General features: G+C 38.8%; 19 protein-coding genes. 9 read left to right on the top strand and 10 right to left on the bottom strand.

The genetic code is table 11. The features are described 5' to 3' along the window. Positions 1–150 precede the first annotated feature (150 nt). Both CNR22_00670 and CNR22_00665 read right to left on the bottom strand, forming a co-directional pair. A complete protein-coding gene (locus CNR22_00670; protein PBQ30333.1) occupies positions 151–1,122 on the bottom strand; it encodes a ribonuclease BN in 972 nt (323 codons plus the stop codon). Between the two features lie 510 nt (positions 1,123–1,632). Next, entirely contained in the window at positions 1,633–2,010 is a 378-nt protein-coding gene (locus CNR22_00665; protein ID PBQ30332.1) for a response regulator, read from the bottom strand. Between the two features lie 55 nt (positions 2,011–2,065). Between CNR22_00665 and CNR22_00660 the strand changes: the two genes are divergently transcribed. Then, positions 2,066–4,879, top strand: a complete 2,814-nt coding sequence (locus tag CNR22_00660) for a hypothetical protein (protein ID PBQ30331.1) — start codon at positions 2,066–2,068, stop codon at positions 4,877–4,879. A gap of 152 nt (positions 4,880–5,031) precedes the next feature. On the opposite strand, the gene CNR22_00655 is transcribed toward CNR22_00660, so the two are convergent. After that, positions 5,032–5,481 carry a molecular chaperone DnaJ gene (locus CNR22_00655; protein ID PBQ30330.1) on the bottom strand — a complete coding sequence of 150 codons (450 nt, stop codon included), beginning with the start codon at positions 5,479–5,481 and terminating at the stop codon, positions 5,032–5,034. Between the two features lie 179 nt (positions 5,482–5,660). Next, a complete protein-coding gene (locus CNR22_00650; protein ID PBQ30329.1) occupies positions 5,661–6,089 on the bottom strand; it encodes a VOC family protein in 429 nt (142 codons plus the stop codon). Positions 6,090–6,412: 323 nt separating this feature from the next. Between CNR22_00650 and CNR22_00645 the strand changes: the two genes are divergently transcribed. Further along, positions 6,413–8,347, top strand: coding sequence for a hypothetical protein (locus tag CNR22_00645; GenBank protein PBQ30328.1), 1,935 nt, complete (start codon positions 6,413–6,415; stop codon positions 8,345–8,347). Between the two features lie 259 nt (positions 8,348–8,606). Then, complete coding sequence (locus tag CNR22_00640; GenBank protein ID PBQ30327.1) at positions 8,607–9,791, top strand: hypothetical protein; 1,185 nt, start codon at positions 8,607–8,609, stop codon at positions 9,789–9,791. Between the two features lie 7 nt (positions 9,792–9,798). Here the strand turns inward: CNR22_00640 and CNR22_00635 are convergent, their stop codons facing one another. Further along, the gene (locus CNR22_00635) at positions 9,799–10,215 is read right to left on the bottom strand and encodes an energy transducer TonB (protein PBQ30326.1); all 417 of its coding nucleotides are present in this window, start codon (positions 10,213–10,215) and stop codon (positions 9,799–9,801) included. 521 nt (positions 10,216–10,736) lie between these two features. On the opposite strand from CNR22_00635, the gene CNR22_00630 reads away from it, so the two are divergent. Continuing rightward, positions 10,737–11,159, top strand: a complete 423-nt coding sequence (locus CNR22_00630) for a hypothetical protein (GenBank protein ID PBQ30325.1) — start codon at positions 10,737–10,739, stop codon at positions 11,157–11,159. 2 nt (positions 11,160–11,161) lie between these two features. Here the strand turns inward: CNR22_00630 and CNR22_00625 are convergent, their stop codons facing one another. Beyond that, a complete protein-coding gene (locus tag CNR22_00625) occupies positions 11,162–11,482 on the bottom strand; it encodes a hypothetical protein (protein ID PBQ30324.1) in 321 nt (106 codons plus the stop codon). A 335-nt stretch (positions 11,483–11,817) separates the two neighbouring features. Between CNR22_00625 and CNR22_00620 the strand changes: the two genes are divergently transcribed. Then, positions 11,818–12,132 (top strand): hypothetical protein, encoded by a 315-nt coding sequence (locus tag CNR22_00620; GenBank protein PBQ30323.1) that lies wholly within the window; start codon positions 11,818–11,820, stop codon positions 12,130–12,132. A gap of 82 nt (positions 12,133–12,214) precedes the next feature. Continuing rightward, positions 12,215–12,607, top strand: a complete 393-nt coding sequence (locus tag CNR22_00615) for a hypothetical protein (GenBank protein PBQ30322.1) — start codon at positions 12,215–12,217, stop codon at positions 12,605–12,607. Here CNR22_00615 and CNR22_00610 read toward each other — a convergent pair. Continuing rightward, the gene (locus CNR22_00610; protein PBQ30321.1) at positions 12,600–12,983 is read right to left on the bottom strand and encodes a hypothetical protein; all 384 of its coding nucleotides are present in this window, start codon (positions 12,981–12,983) and stop codon (positions 12,600–12,602) included. The two genes, CNR22_00615 and CNR22_00610, sit on opposite strands and share 8 nt — an antisense overlap. Before the next feature lie 98 nt (positions 12,984–13,081). Between CNR22_00610 and CNR22_00605 the strand changes: the two genes are divergently transcribed. From CNR22_00605 to CNR22_00595, 3 genes are read left to right on the top strand one after another with little or no spacing between them, the layout of a single operon-like run. After that, positions 13,082–14,428: an amino acid permease gene (locus CNR22_00605; protein ID PBQ30320.1), complete on the top strand. Its 1,347-nt coding sequence runs from the start codon at positions 13,082–13,084 to the stop codon at positions 14,426–14,428. Positions 14,429–14,447: 19 nt separating this feature from the next. Next, positions 14,448–14,849 carry a hypothetical protein gene (locus CNR22_00600; protein ID PBQ30319.1) on the top strand — a complete coding sequence of 134 codons (402 nt, stop codon included), beginning with the start codon at positions 14,448–14,450 and terminating at the stop codon, positions 14,847–14,849. A gap of 45 nt (positions 14,850–14,894) precedes the next feature. Continuing rightward, complete coding sequence (locus CNR22_00595; GenBank protein ID PBQ30318.1) at positions 14,895–15,650, top strand: MBL fold metallo-hydrolase; 756 nt, start codon at positions 14,895–14,897, stop codon at positions 15,648–15,650. 4 nt (positions 15,651–15,654) lie between these two features. Here CNR22_00595 and CNR22_00590 read toward each other — a convergent pair whose 3' ends face one another. Genes CNR22_00590 through CNR22_00580 form a run of 3 tightly spaced genes read right to left on the bottom strand, consistent with a single transcriptional unit; the run spans position 15,655 to position 19,633 of the window. Further along, entirely contained in the window at positions 15,655–16,065 is a 411-nt protein-coding gene (locus tag CNR22_00590; protein ID PBQ30317.1) for a hypothetical protein, read from the bottom strand. 42 nt (positions 16,066–16,107) lie between these two features. Beyond that, complete coding sequence (locus CNR22_00585) at positions 16,108–16,329, bottom strand: hypothetical protein (GenBank protein ID PBQ30316.1); 222 nt, start codon at positions 16,327–16,329, stop codon at positions 16,108–16,110. A gap of 1 nt (position 16,330) precedes the next feature. Continuing rightward, positions 16,331–19,633 carry a hypothetical protein gene (locus tag CNR22_00580; protein PBQ30315.1) on the bottom strand — a complete coding sequence of 1,101 codons (3,303 nt, stop codon included), beginning with the start codon at positions 19,631–19,633 and terminating at the stop codon, positions 16,331–16,333. Positions 19,634–19,855 lie beyond the last annotated feature (222 nt).

Genomic DNA, 19,855 nt, shown 5'->3' with positions numbered 1-19,855 from the left:
TAAAAAAAACATTTTAAAATCTGTTTTTTTTTACGGGTTAAATATAATTACAAAATTGTTTTCCTCGACTTTTTAAAATTTGAATATCCGGGTTTATACCGATGAAACTTGAAAAATTTTTGAAAGTACCGTATTTACCACAATGATTTCTTATGACACATTTTTGTTTTTAGATTTATAATCTTTGAGATGGATAATGGCTTGTTCTTCGTTGTTAAGGTCATCGCTATTTTTTAAAAGCTCAGCGCCTTTTTTCGCTTCAATTTTTCTTCCGAGATGTAAAGCATATTGTTTTGTAAATTCTGCGCCAAAAAATAAGATCATACATGAATAAGATACCCATAACATAATAAGAACAATTGATCCTGCGGCGCCGTATGTAGAGCCGGGCTCAGCCTTAGCAAAATAGATTCCCAAACCGAATTTTCCAAGCAGGAATAGTAAAGTAGTGGCAATGGCCCCGATCCATACATCACGCCATTTAATTTTAGCATCTGGTAAAATTTTAAACATAAGTGCAAACAATACACTTAAAATAGAAAGGGATAATATAAAACTAATTAACCGGAACACTACGAGCATAAAATCAGGAAGATGGGCCTTTATCCAACCGCTAAAGGCTTCGAGGCCTGCCGTTAAGACAAGTGATACCAACATTAAAAAAGCAATAGACAAAACCAGGCCGAAAGAAAATAAACGGTCGCGCAATGTCTTAAGGAATTTTTTCTCCTCTGATGCTTTAACTTCCCAGATCTGGTTTAAGGAAGTTTGCAACTGCGAAAAAACTCCGGTCGATCCAAGGATAAGCGTTATTACACTGATGATGGTGGCCATTATCGAGGCTTTTTGCTCACTGGCTTTTGCAATCATTTCTTCTACCTGTTCGGCAGTATCTGCACTTATAGCAGAACCTATCTGATCTGATATTTGTCCTTGCACAGCTTCTCTGCCGAACACTAAGCCGGCACAACTAATAATGATTACCAATAATGCTGGAATTGAAAATATGGCGTAATAGGCAACTACTGCGCTTTGTCTAAAAGGATCGGCATCCATCCAGGCTTTGCCGGTTTTTTTAGTGATGCTCCAGATGCCTGAAAAATAATTTTTGACCTTTAACATATTCTTAGTTTTTTTCTTCTGTCTTTTTTGCCTTTAAAGCAAGCACAGCTTTCTTAAGCGGACATTGAAGACATATTTCAGGGTTAATAATGTGTTGAGTTTTGAGTGTCATAGTACAGACTTGTTTCAATTTATGTGCCAGCAAAAATGAATTTTAATGGGGCCTTTTTTAGTGAAATAAAGAATGAATACAGTAGTTTTAATGGCGCATCACTTACCCCTGGTTTATGCACGGTGCTGATTTCATTACTGAGGAAGAACATCGTTTAATAATATTCATTCAAAAATATCTGCACAAAAAAGGGATTTTCCAGTGAGTTAAGGCTAAAAGAAAAGTACTAAGTTTTAGAGAGGATGAGAGTTTGTCTCCAGGGATATTCTCGGAGGCAGAAGCTATTGCTAAAGACTTTAAATTTCTGATAAAAAAAAGTAGCCGGGTAGTCTGGATGGGAAATAGAAAAAGCGTGTCAAACTATTTTTAACACGCTATGATTCACCTGCAATAAAATTTTACTTAAGAAGTTTTGTCAATTCCTTTTTGAGATCATCAAAAGAATTATGTTTGGTTATAAATCCTGTAGCCCCTGCTTTTAAACACTTGTCTGCATCCGCTTGCGCAGAGGAGGTAGAATAGACATAAATCGGAATATTTTTATAATCAGGAAATAGCCTTACTTTTTGTAAAAATTCCAGACCACCAACGCGGGGCATATTGAGATCAACAAAAATCAGATTCGGTAAAACGAAATTTTCCTGCATGATCATTTGAAGCGCTTGTTGGCCATCTCCAGCTTCCAGATAAATTACAGACAGGTCAATAGAATGGAGAGCCTCCTGAAAAATTTCGCGGTCATCAAGGTCGTCGTCTATTAAAAAAACAGTTTTCAAGGGTTAGGTCTAAAGCGCAAAAATAATAAATTTTCTTACCTTGCAAGCTTAAAAAATGAGCATGCATACATTAAGTGGTGAAAGGGAAAAGTTAAAAGTTCTTGTTGACAACAGTCCTGATTTTATGGGGATGTCGAACAATGAGAGTGTTGTTGAGTATCTTAACAGGGCAGCGTATGATCTTATTGGAATCGATAAAAATACGGACTTAAAAAGTTTACGATCTGCAGATTTTTATGCCCCCCATGAACTGGATCGTATGCTCATGATTCATGCAACAGTTCAAAAAGAGGGAAGTTGGAAGGGAACTATTACTTTAAAGCACTTTAAAACGGGTGAATTACTTCCAGGCTTTGCAAGTTATGAAACAGTAAAGGATCCATCCACGGGGAAGAGCATAGGGAGAAGTGCCACTGTTCGCGATTTAAGACCTGAGTTAGAAGCTCGCAAAAAACTGCTTAAGAGTGAAACCACCTTCCGACAGGTTACTCAAAATGCTCCTACGGGTCTTTGGATGTCAGACGCAGAGGGTGGATTGATTTATTTAAACAGAACCTTGGTAGACTGGACGGGTATGTCTTATGAAACTTTGCTGGGAGAAGGTTGGGCGAATGCAATAGTGGAAGAAGATCGTGAACGCGGGGCTTCAGTGTACAGAGCAGCGTTAAATAGCAGAACGCATTACGACGTAGAGTTTAGAATAACGAAAGCAGATGGCTCCATTATGTGGTGTCGTGCGTCGGGCGATCCATACTTTAATGACGAAGGGCAATACGCAGGATACGTTGGCTTTTGTATGGACGTGCATCACCGCGTGGAGATGGCGGAAAAAATTCAGCAGAGTGAGCAAAGGATCAAAAGTATTGTTAATCAGGCGCCCGTTGCCATTGGTGTTTTAGTTGGAAAAAATTATATTATAGAATCCGCTAATCAGAGTCTTCTTAATATTTGGGGACGTGACGAAGCGGTAATAGGGCAACCGTTAGAAAATGCTTTGCCTGAAATAGTGGGGCAAGGGTTTATAGAGTTATTAAATGAGGTATATGATACCGGCATTCCTTACCACGGAAAAGCTATATCAGTGAAAGTACTGCATAATCATAATGTAAAAGATTTTTTTATAGATTTCAGTTATACAGCCATTCGCGATACCTATAACCATTCAACAGGTATTTTAGTGGTGGCAACCGATGTAACGCCTCTGGTGGTAGCTAAAAAACAAGCGGAAGACAATGCCGTTTTTGCACGCTCAATTTTATTTAATTCTCCTGTTTCAAAATTGGTTTTGGTGGGTGCGGAAATGAAGGTGGATAGCATCAACGAAAAAATGCAGGAGTTGTTAGGGCGAGATGCATCGCAAGTAGGCAAAACGTTTACAGAAATGTTACCAGAACTCACTAATTCTGTTTTCATGGAGCGCATGCTGCATACTTTCAGAACCGGAGAATCATTCACACAACCTGAAGAAGAAATTACATTAATTCGACATGGACAGGCTTATACCGGCTTTTATACTTATATCTACAAAGCGCTGCGTTACGCCTCAGGCGAAATCTACGGCATAATGGTTACCGCAAGCGACATTACCGAACAGGTACATGCAAGGCAAAAAGTAGAAGAATCTAAGATTGCTTTACAGGGAGCCGTAGATTTAGCCAACCTGGGAACATTTAGTATTGACATTAAAGAGCGTGCGCGGCATTATGATGCAAGAATGCGAAGTTGGTTTGGATTTAGCGAAGATGAAATAATTACTCCTGAAAAGTCTGGTTTGCCATGCGAACCGGAAGAATTGCCACGTTTACAGAAAGCTATGATGGACGCCATAGCGCCTGGAAGTGAAGGGACTTATGACGTGGAGTATAAAATCAAAAATATAAAAACCGGCGTAAGGCGGATTTTACACACGCAGGGTAAAACATTCAAAGACGCTAACGGCATTCCCTACCGGATCAGTGGATCGTCGCGCGATGTTACCAAAGAACGAGAAATAGAATTAGAATTAACGAGACAGGTTCAGGAACGCACAGAAGAGCTTGCCGCAACGAATGAAGAGCTTGCCGCATCCAACGAAGAGCTTCAGGCCATGAACGAAGAGATGACGGCCACAAATGAAGAAATGGAAGAAGCAAACATAAGCCTTAACCGTTCAAACGAAGAACTCTCACAATATGCTTATGTAGCGAGCCACGATTTACAGGAACCCCTGCGTAAAATCCGTGTTTACGCGGGCATGCTTGATAAACAAAGCAATCTTCCCGACGAAAGTAAATCGCTTGTAAAAAAAATAAACAAGTCTTCAGAGCGTATGACGCTCCTTATAAAAGATTTGTTAGAGTTTTCGCGCGTGTTAAAACAAGAGATTTCGTTGACCCCCGTTAATTTAAACGGAATTTTAAAGGAGGTGGTAACAGATTTTGAATTGATTGCTACAGAAAAAAATGCAGAAATACATGTTGGACCGCTGCCTGTAATAAACGCGTTGGCTTTGCAGATGAACCAGCTGTTTTATAACCTGCTTAACAATGCTTTAAAATTCACCGATCCTTCCAGAACGCCCGTAGTTACAATCAAATCAACAGACTTATCTGAACAAGAAACCAAACTTTATATTCATAAACCTCTTGTTGGCGAAAAGTATTATAAGATAACGGTTAGCGACAATGGAATTGGTTTTGACATTCAATTCGCAGAACAAATTTTTGAAGTGTTTAAACGCTTACATAGCAAAGATATTTATCCGGGTTCAGGAATTGGATTGGCGCTTTGCCGGAGAATAGTCATGAACCACGGTGGACATTTATTTGCAGAATCAGAACCGGGTGTTGGAACAATTTTCAACATTGTTTTGCATGGCCCCGCAAATTAAATTACTCTAAGGATCAAATGTCATAACGTATCGGGAGTTAACCCGCAACGATGAAAAGGAGAGAGACTTGTAGCAGAGGGATCTTCTATGAAAATTTCTTAAAATTGAGTTAGCCAGAACGCGCCATTTTTGGCGGCGCAGCTAAACTAAATTTAAACTTCCATTGCTGTTTTGCTTACTTGTCTGTAAAGAAAAGAAGCTGAGATATGCCTGCGAACAAAACGCGCCTGTGAATCGGCATTAATAAGTTTGATGTAAGTGTTTTCCGGAACGCCAATGTATTCGTAAGCACTGCCATCAGCAAACTCAACTCTGAGACGCTTGCCTTTATATTCCATGTCTGTTATTCCGCACGTACTGATGGTTTTTGTATAGGCTTCAAGATTAGCTTCAGCTGTTTCCTTTGAAATGCTCACTAAAGTATGATACGCTTCAATGATCTGTTTGCTTTTTTCTTCTGCGGCAGCTTTCTCCTCATTATCCTCCTGGAATTTATCAGGATGATACTCTTTCATAAAATTGCGGTATAAAGATTTAAGATCGTTTAATTTGATGTCTTTATCGGCACCCATTAATTTTCTGTATTCAACAATTTTTTTCATGCCTGTATCGGTTCTAAGTTTTAAGCTGCTAAAGCGGCCGCAAAGATACTACTTTTATAGGTTCAAGCTTGTTAAAACGTCTGAATATCAGAGATTAATGAGAATTAACAGAAAAAGCCTTTTCTACTCTATCGAAAAGGCTTCTGTGTAATACGTTTATGGCCCCGCCCTGGGGCCTTCTATTTCATAACATTAAACATCCAGCGGACACCAAATTTATCGAGGCAGCAGCCCCAGTAGCCCCAAAACTCATCTCTCATGGGAGCCTTGTCTGAACCACCTTCAGCAAGCGCTGCATAATACTTATCCGCTTCTTGTTTGGTGTCCAATTGAAGACTGATGGTAACGTTATTACCTACTACCAATTTATGTCCCATAGATTCCAGCATGTCAGTCCCCATGATCTCGGTTCCGCCAACAATGGGAAGCGCGACGTGCATTACCGAATTAAGATCAGCTTCAGAAAATTTCGGGCCATTGGGATCGGCCGGAATATCACGAATCCGTCCGATAGGAGCAGAGAATTCTGTTCCAAACACAGTTTTGTAAAAATTAAAGGCTTCCTCTGTGTTGCCTTGAAAATTAAGGTAGATAGCTACTTTGCTCATAATTTTTATTTATTAGTTTAGGCAAAGTTAGGCGGGCGGATGTTTTTCTAGCAGGCCGAAAATGACAAATAAAGAGGGTGATTGCGACAATAGTAGAGTATCTGAATTTGTCTTAATCACCCCAAATTAAGCAAGCCTATTGTGCCGGAAAAATGTAAATCGGTTCGTCTGCCGATGGCCTTATTTTTAATGAAGTCGTTTCAGAGTCACTGCAAATGTTAGTTGTGCGAAAAATGTTGTGTATGGTGGGGAGAAAAAGTGGCTTTAAGTTATATTTATAAGATAAATTGAACTTCATATATAAACTCCCGGTTAAATTGATCATGAAAACATTTTTTACTTTTTGCTTCTGCACTCTTGTTACCTTAACCTATTCTCAGCGTGAATTGTGGGGAACTGTTAGTAATGGCGGTAATTACAACCATGGATATATTTTTAAAACGGATTCCATCGGCAATAATATGGTTATAGTTCATCATTTTCAGGAAGCCGTCAATGGCAGAGACCCTGGCGCACTATTAGCGGCCAGTAACAACAAGCTCTATGGTTTAACTGCGGCGGGTGGTCAGTATGCACAAGGTTTGTTTAGTGGCGGCGTTTTTTATGAATATGATCTGAGTACTTCTGTTTTTAAAGTGCTGCAAGAATTTGGAGCCGGCAACACGCAGATCACAGGAGTTCGCCCTGCGGGAGATGGTTTACGGACCTTAACGGAAGTTTATCCCGGCATTATATATGGGCAGATCAGGGGCCCGTACCAAACAGGGGTTTTGTTTTCCTGGAATGCAGCTACTCAAAATATTTCTACTGTACTTACTATCCCAACGTTTCAGGGCGGCAGTGGTAATACCACGCTGGGCAATCGCCTGGAAGGCACACTCTACTTTGCGCCTGACGGATATCTTTACGGTACAACTTACGGCAACTCTCAGTGTCCCATTCCAAATCCTAATTTTGGATCGATTGTGAAAATCGATCCTGTAGCAACTACATTTTCTATAAGCTATTTGTGTCCCTGCACCGGCAATAACGGCTTTCAGTTTGATAACCACTATGCTACTTACAATAACAAACTTTATAGCGTTGCCAGGTTTGGCGGCGCAAATGGTAACAAAGGTGTTATCTATTCATTTGACCCCGCTACAAGTGCCTACACCAATAAATATAGTTTTCTGGGTGGCCTAACGGGCATGCAACCTTCTACCATGGTGGAAGCGGCTAACGGTAAATTTTACGGCACTGCTGATGGAGGAACACCCGAACAATATTATCCTTCCGGGTGTGGAATACTTTATGAGTTTGATCCGGCAACTGATCAGTTTACCAAAAAGCTCGATTTTACTTATGGCAACGGTTCTTATTTGAATGTAGGACCATTTCCGTTTAGCCTTATCAATGGTAACAATGGAAAGTTATATGGCGTTACGCCAAATGGTGTATTTGAATACCATCCTTCGCTCAATGTAAAAACAGCAAGAGCGCGCTTTCCAGTAAACATGGGGTGGTATTCTCCGGCAACACCCGCTATTACTTCTGTGTGTCGCAAACCTACTTTTAGCCCGGCAAAGGATACTACTTTTAAAACCTGTCTCGGAAGCTCACTGGCATTTGCAATTCATTCAGACAATGCCTTGAATTATGTATGGACACAAAATGGCACTCCTGTTACGTCACAAACAACCGCTACGCTTGCATTAACCAATCTTACCGCTGCAAATGCTGGTACATGGGTATGCACCATGACCAATGCATGCGGATCTGCAACGGGTTCTAAAGTAAACGTACTTGTAAATACGCATGCAGCAGTGGTTACACAGCAAGGTTCATCGCTTCAGGCAAACACCGCGGATACTTATCAGTGGATCAACTGCGACAATGCGAACACCGCGATAAGTGGCGAAACCAGTCAGGTATTTACACCGGCGTCCAATGGCAATTACGCTGTCGTTACCAACAGTTCTTCCTGCCAGGATACGTCTGGCTGCTACGCCTACGTGCTATCGGGGCTCACTAATTCCACCCAGCAGATCACCGGTATTTCTTTATTTCCTAATCCTGTTACTAACGAGCTTAATCTCAGTGTTAAGGCAGGTGTTTTTATCAAAGTGATAACCGTTATGAGCACCACAGGACAAGTAATACTGCAAGGGAAATCTAAAACGGTAGATGTAACAGCATTGAAACCCGGAACTTATCTGGTTTTGGTGGAGACTACCACAGGCACGTTTAAGGGCAGGTTTGTGAAAACAGACCGGTAAACTACAATGCATAGATTTGCAGTGAGAGCATTTTGCCCTGGCATAAAATTAGTAGAGCATACTTAAACATATATTATGAAAGGAATAATTGGAACAATCCTGGCAGGAATCGTAGCTGGTGTAGCGATTGGAGTATTGCTAACTTCAGACAAAAACGCTAAAGCAAACTAACTGAATTAAGTTATTAAAAGATGAAGGCTGCTGTAAAGCAGTCTTTTTATTTATTTATTTTTGGAATTAAATCCTCAACCGATTCCAAATGCGCTCAGTTTTAAAGGTTACTGTAGTTCACATGCAGGTCTTGCTTATGGCGATGTTACCTGCTGCGCCAATTTTTGGTCAGGATACCATTAAATTTGAAACAGTAAAATCGGTTAAAGACATTCCGCATAAGACCTTGAAACAAAAGTGGATGTGGATTCACCGCAGTGTTGCTTTCGCTTTTATGAAAGAACGTTTGCCATACTGGAACCAGGAATTTTATTCTTCTTACAAAGGAAAATTAGTGCTCACACTTCCTGTTTCAACGCGCTTTTTAAATTTTGAAGTGAGAGATGGTTTAACCGCCAACTTTCTCAGATTTCAACCCAACAGCAAATACGATTTGGGAATAAGCATCAATTCGAGATTCGCCAGTTTCCTTTTAAATTCAGGAGTTTCGCTTTTTGATAACGATCAGGGCACAAAAGGCAAAACCAGTTACCAGGATTATCAATTTAATTTGTATGGTAAAAAAACGACCATCGATTTGGCGCTACAAACCTACCAGGGATTTTACATAGAGAATTCGAGGAAATATGAAACCTTTCAGAAAACAAACACGCAAGCATATCAAGTACGGCCAGATGTGAACGTTTTCGCTTTAAGTTTCAACTACTATTATATTTTTAATTACAAGAGGTTTTCCTACAGAAGTTCCTTTGCATTTACAGAATATCAAAAGAAAAGTGCCGGCTCGCTTCTATGCGGAGGATATTTTTCTGTGTTGGGAGTTCGGGCAGATTCTAATTTGATTTCTAATACTTTTGTTCCTTATTTTGATTCAGCCTCCAGTATTAAAAAAGGAGAAGTGGCCAATGTTGGCATTAACATCGGGTATATTTACACGCTTGTTCTCAGGCAAAAAATTCACATGACCTTGTCGTTGGTGCAGGGGCTGGGACATGACAATACCAACATTACAAGAGAAGATGGGTCAAAATATGAATTAGCCGCCAGGTTTTCCAGTAAACAAAATTTGAGAATTGCTTTGGGTTACGATAGCGGAAGATTTTTTTATGGCACAATGGGCTTATTCGACTTTTATTATTTCGACGCCAAGAAAGGGTCTACCTTTAATTATTCCTCCGGCAAATTCAGAATTTTTGTAGGGTACCGATTCTCCGTAGAAAAACAAGAGAAGAGGTTTCTCCGAAAATTAAATCTGATAGATTACAGGTTGTAGAAAATCGCTAATCAATATAAACAGGCATTCTGTAATAGCACCTTACCCAGCGCCCATTATATTTTCCCGGTTCCCATTTGGGCATATTTTTAATCACTCTGAGTACTTCGAAATCAAAATCAGGACAACCGTTCACACTTTTTACGATGCTTATTTGGCTTAAACTCCCGTCTTTTTCAACAACAAAACCTGCTATAATTCTGGTTCCGCTACAAACTTCCCGCATTACTTTTGGGCGCACAATATGCTCATCCAGATACTTCTGCATAGCCACTGTACCACCCGGAAATAGGGGCATTTCTTCAAGGTCGTCGTGAATGATCTCAGGTGTAGCCCTTACCGGTTCAGGCTTGGGACCAAAAGGGTTTTGGGCACCTAATGAAAAAGTGAGAATACAAAGGACTAGGAGGGTAAAATATTTCATACTGTAAAATTACAAGGCAAAAGAAGTGCCAAAACGACTGATGTACAGAGGATATCACCAGAGTTATTCACAATTGAAAGCTTCCAGCGGGCGAAAACCGAAAAAATGTGAAAGAAATCGGGCCTCTCAGACTTAAGTAGTTTTACAATTTTTAAATGTCTTCGAAAAGCACTTGAGATCGTTTGGATAGCCGAAAAAAGTCCCGCTTGTATAAATTAAACTAAGCCCACGACCGTTAGTGTTATCAAAACCCTATAAAACAAAGGGTTCAGACAGGTGAGGTGGATGCTTCGCCTTTATACACATGCCAGACTCGTCTGTTGAGTAGCAGAAATTTGCGCCATAAACGGAGATACAGAAACTGCTGCTACTACTTAATTTGTGATGATTAAAAAGCACCCCTATAAATACACTTTGCACCTTGTTTTATGCCGGAAGCTTGCCGACAAAAAGTATTTATGAAAAAACGCAATAAAATCAAATAAATAATAACTTTACGGGAATACTATTTTATCAGTGCAATGAAACAAAAACTCATCAACTTAATTATGGTTGCAGGACTCGTAGCTTCTGCAATTGCCTGTGATCAGCCCGATTGTAAAAATACAAATCCGGTTTTTGATCAGTTTGCTCCCGAAACAAACGAATATAAAGTGGAATTATTTAAAGAATTAAAAAACATAGATCAGTCGGAATTGCGATTTGTGTTTGAGGGCTATGAACATCACAATGAGCAGGATTACATGCTGGTAGGAATTCAGGGCAAAGATCTTTGCGCAAAAGCATTAATGACAGTTAAAGATTGGAGCTCGTTGGGAAGAATTCAGATAAATAAAGGCAAAGGGTATAGCGGAGCAGTCCTTAAAAATCTAAAATTCGAAATTCAAGACGACTCTACTTGTAGAGAATTGATTTTTAAGAGTCTGGATAAAATAATAGACTAATATTAACTGGCCGTGGCGCATTGCTGCGCGCAGAATCTGCACATCTCAATACAGTCTTTAGCCAAAGGCGAAAAATGTTTTAAAAGTTCATCAGCGCATTTGTGACATACCTCGGAGCAAAGCTTAAGAATTTTTTTCGAGTAATGAGATCTGCGATTCACATACATAAACGTGACCTCGCATAATTTTTCACAGTCTCTGCATAAATCCAGACATTTTATAGCGAAAGGTTCCTCACGAGTTTGATTTTCCGTGATAAAATCAATGCACTGTTCACGGCAATCCTCAAGTGCGTTTAATAGGGTAATTGGGGTGTTTTGCATTTTAGAGTACGGGTTAAATTTCTTGCGATGGTTTTTTTCCAACGTTTTAAAAGGGAGATAATAATTAATGAACTAACTAATAGGCTGTACGTACCCTTAAAATTTAGTGCCAATACCCTGGTTGGTGAAAGAAGTAATAATCATTCGAAGAATTATTTTCTCGTTTTTTTTTATCGTGTTTTCGTTTTGTACTTTTTAAGTGTGGAATGAATTAAATAGTGTGGAAAAAAATGCGGTTTTTTATGGCCTTTAAAAAATCAACAGTCGCTGTATCCTTTGCTATCATTGATCTTAACTTTTTTTAGTACTATGCAATTTTGGGAATTTCGATAAAAATGGCGCTGGCAAACAATTTGGTATTTAAAGGCGGGAGCACGCTCCTTTTAAAACTGAAGCCCATGGAAAAGACATATTTTACAAAACTGAGTGCAGATTCTAAAACCGAACTCACCTGGAATTATGGAGAAATTATTACCACTGTAGAAACTAAAGACATTTACATTTCATTATTTCTACTCGACACATTTTATGTGGAGATATATGTAAACAAATTTAGCAATGAATTACAGGAAGTAAATCTGCAGGACGATGAAGATATTTTGTACGAATACATAAAGGATTTAAATATTAACGCTATTCTCCCTTCTTAGCCTTCCAGTATGATTCCATTCTCTAAAACATTGTATATATTTGATCAAAGTAACAACTCCTTAAATCCTGTTCAACAACATTATGAAAAACATACTTAGCTTTTTATTGATTGATGATGACGCGGATGACAGAGATTTTTTTCAACTGGCATTAAAAGAACTTAGCAAAAAAGTAGATTTTCACTATTCCTCTTCAGCAGAAGATGCGCTGCAGAAATTGAAATCAGGAGAGCTTAGTCCGAACTATATTTTTCTTGATCTTAACATGATGCCTATGAATGGTTTAGAATGTTTACAAGAGATAAAAAAAATATCAAAAGCGGTGGATATTCCGGTAATCATCTATTCCACTTCAATAAATGAGGATATCAAGTACCAAACATTAGAAGCGGGGGCGTTCGACCATTTTCAAAAGCCTTCTACTCTGCAAAGTCTTGTTCAATATCTTGAACGTGTACTTCCTGTGTCTAAGTAGCGCTAACTTTCAGTTTATATCTTCCGTAGTAAAAAAAGAGCGCTGAAACGCTTAGTCGTAACATGACGTTTATTAAAATTTTAGAACTTGCCTGATCGGAAAGTACTGCTAGCTCCACAGTGGCGGTGCATAAATGAAAAGCTATAAAACAAAGGGAGATAAGGCGCAGGGCTTTAATATCTTTTAAATAAGCTGCGCCAAACGAAAGTAGAGAAATTGCTAATTCAGCAGCAGCTAACAAGTAACAAATAAGGAATTGCGGCTCAGTTATGCTAATATTAATTGTGGCTGGAATTACTTCGGGTTTTACAATAAGTACCAATGCGGCGAGAAGCGTGATACTACTATGTACAAAAAATAGTCTTGAAAGTGTCATGTGTTGAGGATAATCAAATATAAACTTTCTAGTTTTAAAGTTTACTGCTTAACATTTGTCCCCAAATAAAATGCCGATGTTTACCGAAGCTTTTTGTTATGCTTCAACGACGTCTTGGATTAGTGCAAGCCACGGCTATCAATATGATAGACATGGTTGGAATAGGACCTTTTATAACTCTGCCAATGGTAATAGGCATGATGAATGGTCCTTACTTTTTGTATGCCTGGATTGCCGGCGCGCTATTGTCTTTTGTAGATGCAATGGTTTGGAGTGAATTGGGGGCTGCTTTTCCCAAAGCCGGGGGGTCCTATAATTTTTTGAAAGAAGCTTACGGTTCTCAAGGTGCCGGAAAGATGATGAGTTTTTTGTTTGTCTGGCAAACAATGATTCAGGCACCACTGGTAATTGCCTCTGCTGCGATTGGATTTGCATCCTATCTTTCTTACCTTTTGCCCCTCGGTTATTACGAATCAAAAGCAGTAAGCGGAAGTGTCGTTATTTTAATAATAATTCTTCTTTACCGGAAAATTGAAGCTATCGGTAAAATAAGTACTTTCCTGTGGGGAGGGGTTATCCTCACCCTTTTATGGATTATTGGCGGCGGGATAGCTCATGGCAATTTTTTTGGACCTGTTCAGCAAATTAATAACGATCTCACCATAAATTACGCCTTTATAGCAGCTATGGGTTATGCTGGTGTAAAAACGGTTTATAGTTACCTCGGCTATTATAACGTATGTCACCTTGGCGGAGAAATTACCAATCCTGCTAAGAACATTCCCCGCAGTATGTTTTTATCTATCACAGGTATTTCACTATTTTATCTTGCAATGAATGTAAGTGTCACAAGCGTTATACCCTGGCAGGAGGCGAAAGAAAGTGAACATGTTATAAGTCTTTTCATGCAGCGGCTTATGGGAGATACCGCGGCTATAGTTGTGACGTGTCTTGTTTTATGGGTTGCTTTTGCGTCTGTTTTTTCGGCTACTCTGGGTTATAGTCGTATCCCTTATGCTGCAGCTGCCGATGGTGCATTTTTTAAAGTATTTGCGAAATTGCACCCTACGCGCCAGTTTCCTCATGTTTCTCTTTTGGTTTTGGGAGCAATTGCATTTGTATTTAGCATACTTTTCAGATTAAGCGATGTGATTAATGCCATACTTGCTATGCGAATTTTAATTCAGTTTATCGGCCAGGCAGTTGGTTTACTCCTCTTGCGAAGAACAAGGGCTAAAGAGTCGTTTCCTTATAAAATGCCATTATTTCCAATTCCTGTATACCTGGCTATTCTGATGTGGATTGGTATTCTTGCATCTACAGGTTCTAAAATGGTTCTAACGGGTCTTTTAGTCATAATTTTAGGATTGACCGTCTATTTAATAAAAGCGAACAGGTTAAAAGAGTGGCCATTTAAGCAGGAAGAAAATAAACTACTGGATTAGAATTTGCAAAGGTAATGTAATGAGCTGGATTTGTCCGAAGTGCGAAAGAGAACTAAAACAAAAAAATGCCTGGCACAATTGTGTCAAGGTAAATTTGAATTCTTTATTCGAAGGCAAATCTCCTGAATTAGTACTGGTATTTGATAAATTGTTAGTTGAAATTATGCAGTGGAAGGACGTTCTTGTTAGTACCACGCAGAATTGCATTGTTTTTGTACATACCAAAACTTTTCTAATTATTCGTCCAATGAAAAAAGAGCTGGATCTTAAATTCTATTCTAAAACAGAAGTTGAGAGTACGCTCATACAAAAAAGTAATTTAAGTGCGGGTAAATTTGAGAACCATATCCGTTTGTGTTCAGCGGATCAGATCACTTTAAAAGTTTTGACCCTCCTCAAAAAATCTTATGATCTGCTTTAATTTTTACATTATGTTTTTCCTTACTTTAGTCTTTTAATTTGTCACATGAAAGCTTTCATCAATTTTATATTCGTAATTTTTTCCAGTTCGGTATTGGCTCAGCTTCCTGCTGCAGATACGATTCAAACCTTACAAGGCAAACTGGTTATCCAGCCTGTTTTTCATGCTGCGATGGTTTTAACATGGAATAAAAAAACTATTTATGTGGACCCCTATAATGGAAAAGCCGGATTTAAAGGATTAGCCGCACCCGACTTAATCCTGATTACAGACATACATCCTGATCATTTAGATTTGCAAACATTGAATGATATTGATACAAAAAAAGCAACATTTATTGTAACTCAAGCGGTAGCAGAAAAGATGCCTGCCTTATTAAAGAAAAAAGTCATTATCCTGGCAAATGATAAAAGTACCACTCAGCAAGGTATTACATTTAAGGCAGTTGCCATGTATAACTATCCTGAACAACCGGATGCAATGCACATTAAGGGAAGAGGAAATGGTTATGTTTTTAATCTTGGAGGTCAGAACATCTATATTTCTGGCGATACAGGCGGTACTCCGGAAATGCTAAGTCTCAAAAATATTGACATTGCCTTTGTTTGTATGAACATGCCTTACACAATGGACGTTGCAAATGCAGCCCGGGCAGTACTTGAATTTAAACCTAAAATTGTTTATCCATACCATTACCGTGGCCGCGACCAGATGAGCGATACCGAGCTTTTTAAAAATAGCGTACAATCGGCTAATAAGAATATTGAGGTACGTTTGCGTAACTGGTACAGCGTTAATTAAGAAATCAGATTTGCGCGATGAGGTCGTAAATTTTTTCAAACGCCCCTGCATCTTTTTTTACAAAAGGACAATTATAATTTTCGACAGCAGCTTTATATACAGCAGGACTATCGTTTGAGCTCAGAAGTATTATGTTCATGTCGGGTTCTTCTTCTTTAATCTGGCGAATGATTTCGATACCTGTTTCGGCATTAAATTTTTCACCATCCAGAAAATAATCTACAATTACAACATCTGGTTTTTTATAAAGTTCTAACACACATGTTTCTCCAACGGGGAAGGTTTTTACTTCTTTCGCCTCCGGAAAATTTACTTTTATGAAGGACTGTAATGTTTTTGCATAAGCTTCGTTATCTTCCACTATAAAAAATACGCCAGACTTTGATTCTTTTTTTAGGAGTACATTTTCTTTCATGTTTAGGTGTGAAAAGGGTAAATAATTTTTGAATTAATCTTGCTAAAGTTTTAACCTGTTTTTTATGGAGACTCCCAGTTTATATGTTTGCTTCTTTTTTTTATCAGGAAAAGAATTACTACTATAGGGTGCAAGTGTCATATGCATTGAGCAAGTGTCCTTTTCCTTTAAGAACCGGTCGTAAGTGTTATCTTTCCCTGCTGCTTTTATCAAAGGAAAGAACGATGGGGTAGTATCCATAATAATTATTACCGGTTTACTCATGTTATGAAAGTTTCTTTTTTTTCATATCTACCTCTTCAAGTGCTTGTCTGCAAAGAGGAAGAAGCTCTGTATACAATTCTTCAATGCGATGTATGGATGTTGCAGAAGTGCTTAAGGTTTCAATTTCGGTAAGGATAGTGGTTAAAGGTGCTATCCCAACAGCCAGAATAGTAGATTTCATGCGATGTGCGCGCCTTTTAATAGTATCGAAAGCACTCTGCCCAATAGCATGATAGATTGTGTCAAGGTCATCAGGTACGCCTTGAAGAAACAGATCCAGGATTTCACGTAGTAAATCGTTTCGTCCGTGTATCGATGCCTTAAGCGGATCTAAATTTACGAGGCGCTCTTGTTTTTTTAGTGAAGAGTCTGTTGAAACTGCCTGCAGTATTTTTTCAAAAAGTAATTCTGCTTTAAGCGGTTTTGAAATGTAGTCATTCATGCCCAGTTGCAGAGACCGCTCTTTTTCTTCAGACATGGCGTGTGCACTCATGGCTATTATAGGAACATTGTTCCCGAGAGTTTTCCGGATGTGTTCTGAAGCTTCATAGCCGCTCATTTCAGGCATTTCAATATCCATAAGAACCAGGTCGTAAGTAGACTGTCTTACTTTTTCTACCGCCTGCAGTCCGTTTTCGGCCGTTTCAATCTGCATCTTGAATTCAGAAAACATCCCCTTTATGAGCTTAATATTAATGGGATTATCGTCTACTATCAAAACTTTAAGGTTGTCAAATCTGGCCTTCTCAAGTTTAATACTGTTTAATTGATTTTTTAAATGGGTAGTTGTTTTTTTAAATGGCAGCGTAAAAATAAAATCTGAGCCCTCACCAGGTTCACTTATGCATTCAATAGTGCCGTGCTGCAATTCAATCAATTGTTTGGCGATGCTTAGTCCAAGTCCTGTACCCCCATAAGTACGTGTAGTGTGTTGTTCGGCCTGACTGAAGCGATCGAAAATATAATTTAATTTGTCTTTTGCTATTCCAATACCTGTGTCTTTCACTGAAAACTTCACTACAAAACTCTCCTTATCTTCGCTTACAAGCGAGGCTTTTATTTTTACGCTTCCTTTCTGGGTAAATTTTATGGCGTTACCAAGGAGGTTAAGAAGTATTTGCGTTAAACGTGTTGGATCGCCCAATATATTGAGCGAGAGCGATGGGGGTGTATCAAAACTTAAACCAATACCTTTTTCAGTAGCTTTTTGTAAAAGCATCAAACGAAGGCTGGCGAATATTTCGCTTATGTTGAGCGGATGCTCTTCAAAAGTCATCATCCCTGAATTAATTTTCGATATATCGAGAATATCATTAATAATGCGGAGTAAATTTTCACCCGAATTTTTTACAATCTGCATGTATTCACGTTCTTCATCACCCAGATCTTTTTTTAACAAGAGGTTAGTGAAGCCCACAATGGCATTCATAGGAGTTCTGATTTCATGACTCATGTTTGCCAAAAAGGTTTCTTTTAAAAGCGCAGATTGTTCAGCGAGATTTTTAGCTTCAATAATAGCTTCTTTGGCTTTTTTACTTTCATGTATATCCTGAAACATGCCATAAACACGTTTACATACGCCATGTTCAAATTCCGCCTGACCGATGGAACGCACCCATTTTCTTTCTCCTGTTGTGGTAATAATTTCCAGCTCCAGGTCGTACGGCTTGTTAAATTTTATAAGAGTATCAATCGCCTTTATCAGATTATCCCTATTTTCTCCTTCCGGAAAAAAATTCAGTTCGTAGTCAAAGTCGGGTTGGTAGTTTTCAGGAACGCCGTGGATTTCTTTGGTAATTTTACTCCAGGTAACTTTTCGTGTTCCTAAAACGGCCTCCCAGGTGCCAATACGGGCTATCTCATTGGTTTTATTTAGAATTTCTTCCACTCTTAACTTTTCAAGTTCTCTCTCTTTAGCTTTGGTGATATCGGCGGTGTACATCATTAGTCCTCCAATAATGTCTTCTGAAATGTACCAGGGACGAATGTCCCAGGTAATCCATTGATTCACACCATCGGCTCTTTCAAAATATGCTTCTTCACACTTATTGATCTTTCCTTTCATGCAGTCTGCATGAATTTTTTTCCAATCCTCGCTAATTTCAGGGAAAATCTCGTAATGCGAACGCCCTATAATATTTACATTAGAAAGTTTGTAATCCTTAATCCATTGTTCGGATGCAGCCATGTAACGCATATCTGTATCAAACATTGCAATAGCATTTGGAGATTGCTCTACGAAAATCCTGTCTCTTTCGTTACTGAGTTTTAATTCCCTTTCTGTTTGTTTCTGAGCGGTTATGTCCCAGTTAGCACCTAGCATACGAGTAGCTTTTCCGCCGGGTTCACGCAAGATTTCAGCTTTCGATTTTATATAGTGTACCGAACCATCGGGCCATATAACTCTGAATTCGGTATCAAACTTAATTTCGCCGCGAATAGCAGCTTGTATTTTTTGATTGGTTATTTCATAATCTTTTGGATGAAGGTGCGCACGCCAGGCATCAAAGGCAGTAGGGTAGGTGTATGGTTTTACCCCATACAGAGAGTAAAGTACTGCGTCGCAGATCAAAGTGTTTTTTACAAGATCATACTCAAAAGTGCCTACCTGCGCTCCTTCAGTGGCATGTTTTAAACGTTCGGAGGTTATTTTTAGTTTGTTGTTGAGTGAACTGAACTCTATTTGTTTTACAACCTGTTTGGCCAGTATTTGTAAACTAAATTGTTGGGAGTGCGTAAGTTTTTTTGGTTTACGATCAAATACGCATAAAGTTCCCAGCTTGTAACCTTTAGAAGTTATTAAGGGAGCTCCTGCGTAAAAACGGATGTGTGGATCTTCTAACACCATTTGATTATTCGCGAAACGCTCGTCTTCCAATGCGTTTTCTACAATCATAAGGCCTTCTTTTTTTATTGCCTGATCGCAAAAAGCTACCTCTCTGCGGGTTTCTTGTATGTCGAGACCTACACGAGCCTTAAACCATTGACGGTTTGTGTCGATAAGGGTAATGAGAGAAATGGGAGTTTCGCAAATTAAAGACGCAAGCACCACAATTTCATCGTATTCTTTTTCAGGTTTGGTATCCAACAGATCTAATCTGTGAAGTTCATCAAGCCTCTTCTTCTCCTTTATATCACTGCTGGTCATTAAAAAAATAGTAATAAATAAAAGACAAATTAAACAATAAATTAACTCTGTGAAGGTATTTTGTTGGTCAAAGTTGTTAAAAAAAACCGGCCTGGATATAATTTCTCTTCTGGTGCGCTCGTAATTCAACACGCACGTCTTACTTATGGTGTTCATGCATCGTTAACAGTGGGTTTGTTTTTTAGTTGTTTAACGTTAAACGGCTCACTAGTAACGAAGCTTTAACGGATTTGTATGTTCAGATAGTGGTTTAACATACATATAGAGCTATTTTCATTTTGGCTATAACTATGTTTTTTTTAGGAGTTATAGCCAAAATGAATTTTTGGTCAAACAAATCATTTTGCGATCATTTTGGCTATAAATAAGTATATTTGT

Source organism: Sphingobacteriaceae bacterium (assembly GCA_002319075.1).
GTDB lineage: Bacteria > Bacteroidota > Bacteroidia > B-17B0 > Aurantibacillaceae > Aurantibacillus.
This window is presented reverse-complemented; position numbering and strand designations above follow the sequence as displayed.

Bases quoted from the DNA above. Each gene is read 5' to 3' on its own strand.
- CNR22_00650 (PBQ30329.1), bottom strand. From the start codon at position 6,089: ATGAGCAAAGTAGCTATCTACCTTAATTTTCAAGGCAACACAGAGGAA.
- CNR22_00595 (PBQ30318.1), top strand. From the start codon at position 14,895: ATGAAAGCTTTCATCAATTTTATATTCGTAATTTTTTCCAGTTCGGTA.
- CNR22_00645 (PBQ30328.1), top strand. From the start codon at position 6,413: ATGAAAACATTTTTTACTTTTTGCTTCTGCACTCTTGTTACCTTAACC.
- CNR22_00615 (PBQ30322.1), top strand. From the start codon at position 12,215: ATGAAAAACATACTTAGCTTTTTATTGATTGATGATGACGCGGATGAC.
- CNR22_00660 (PBQ30331.1), top strand. From the start codon at position 2,066: ATGAGCATGCATACATTAAGTGGTGAAAGGGAAAAGTTAAAAGTTCTT.
- CNR22_00580 (PBQ30315.1), bottom strand. From the start codon at position 19,633: ATGAACACCATAAGTAAGACGTGCGTGTTGAATTACGAGCGCACCAGA.
- CNR22_00655 (PBQ30330.1), bottom strand. From the start codon at position 5,481: ATGAAAAAAATTGTTGAATACAGAAAATTAATGGGTGCCGATAAAGAC.
- CNR22_00625 (PBQ30324.1), bottom strand. From the start codon at position 11,482: ATGCAAAACACCCCAATTACCCTATTAAACGCACTTGAGGATTGCCGT.
- CNR22_00605 (PBQ30320.1), top strand. From the start codon at position 13,082: ATGCTTCAACGACGTCTTGGATTAGTGCAAGCCACGGCTATCAATATG.
- CNR22_00630 (PBQ30325.1), top strand. From the start codon at position 10,737: ATGAAACAAAAACTCATCAACTTAATTATGGTTGCAGGACTCGTAGCT.
- CNR22_00640 (PBQ30327.1), top strand. From the start codon at position 8,607: ATGCGCTCAGTTTTAAAGGTTACTGTAGTTCACATGCAGGTCTTGCTT.
- CNR22_00600 (PBQ30319.1), top strand. From the start codon at position 14,448: ATGAGCTGGATTTGTCCGAAGTGCGAAAGAGAACTAAAACAAAAAAAT.
- CNR22_00585 (PBQ30316.1), bottom strand. From the start codon at position 16,329: ATGAGTAAACCGGTAATAATTATTATGGATACTACCCCATCGTTCTTT.
- CNR22_00670 (PBQ30333.1), bottom strand. From the start codon at position 1,122: ATGTTAAAGGTCAAAAATTATTTTTCAGGCATCTGGAGCATCACTAAA.
- CNR22_00610 (PBQ30321.1), bottom strand. From the start codon at position 12,983: ATGACACTTTCAAGACTATTTTTTGTACATAGTAGTATCACGCTTCTC.
- CNR22_00635 (PBQ30326.1), bottom strand. From the start codon at position 10,215: ATGAAATATTTTACCCTCCTAGTCCTTTGTATTCTCACTTTTTCATTA.
- CNR22_00590 (PBQ30317.1), bottom strand. From the start codon at position 16,065: ATGAAAGAAAATGTACTCCTAAAAAAAGAATCAAAGTCTGGCGTATTT.
- CNR22_00620 (PBQ30323.1), top strand. From the start codon at position 11,818: ATGGCGCTGGCAAACAATTTGGTATTTAAAGGCGGGAGCACGCTCCTT.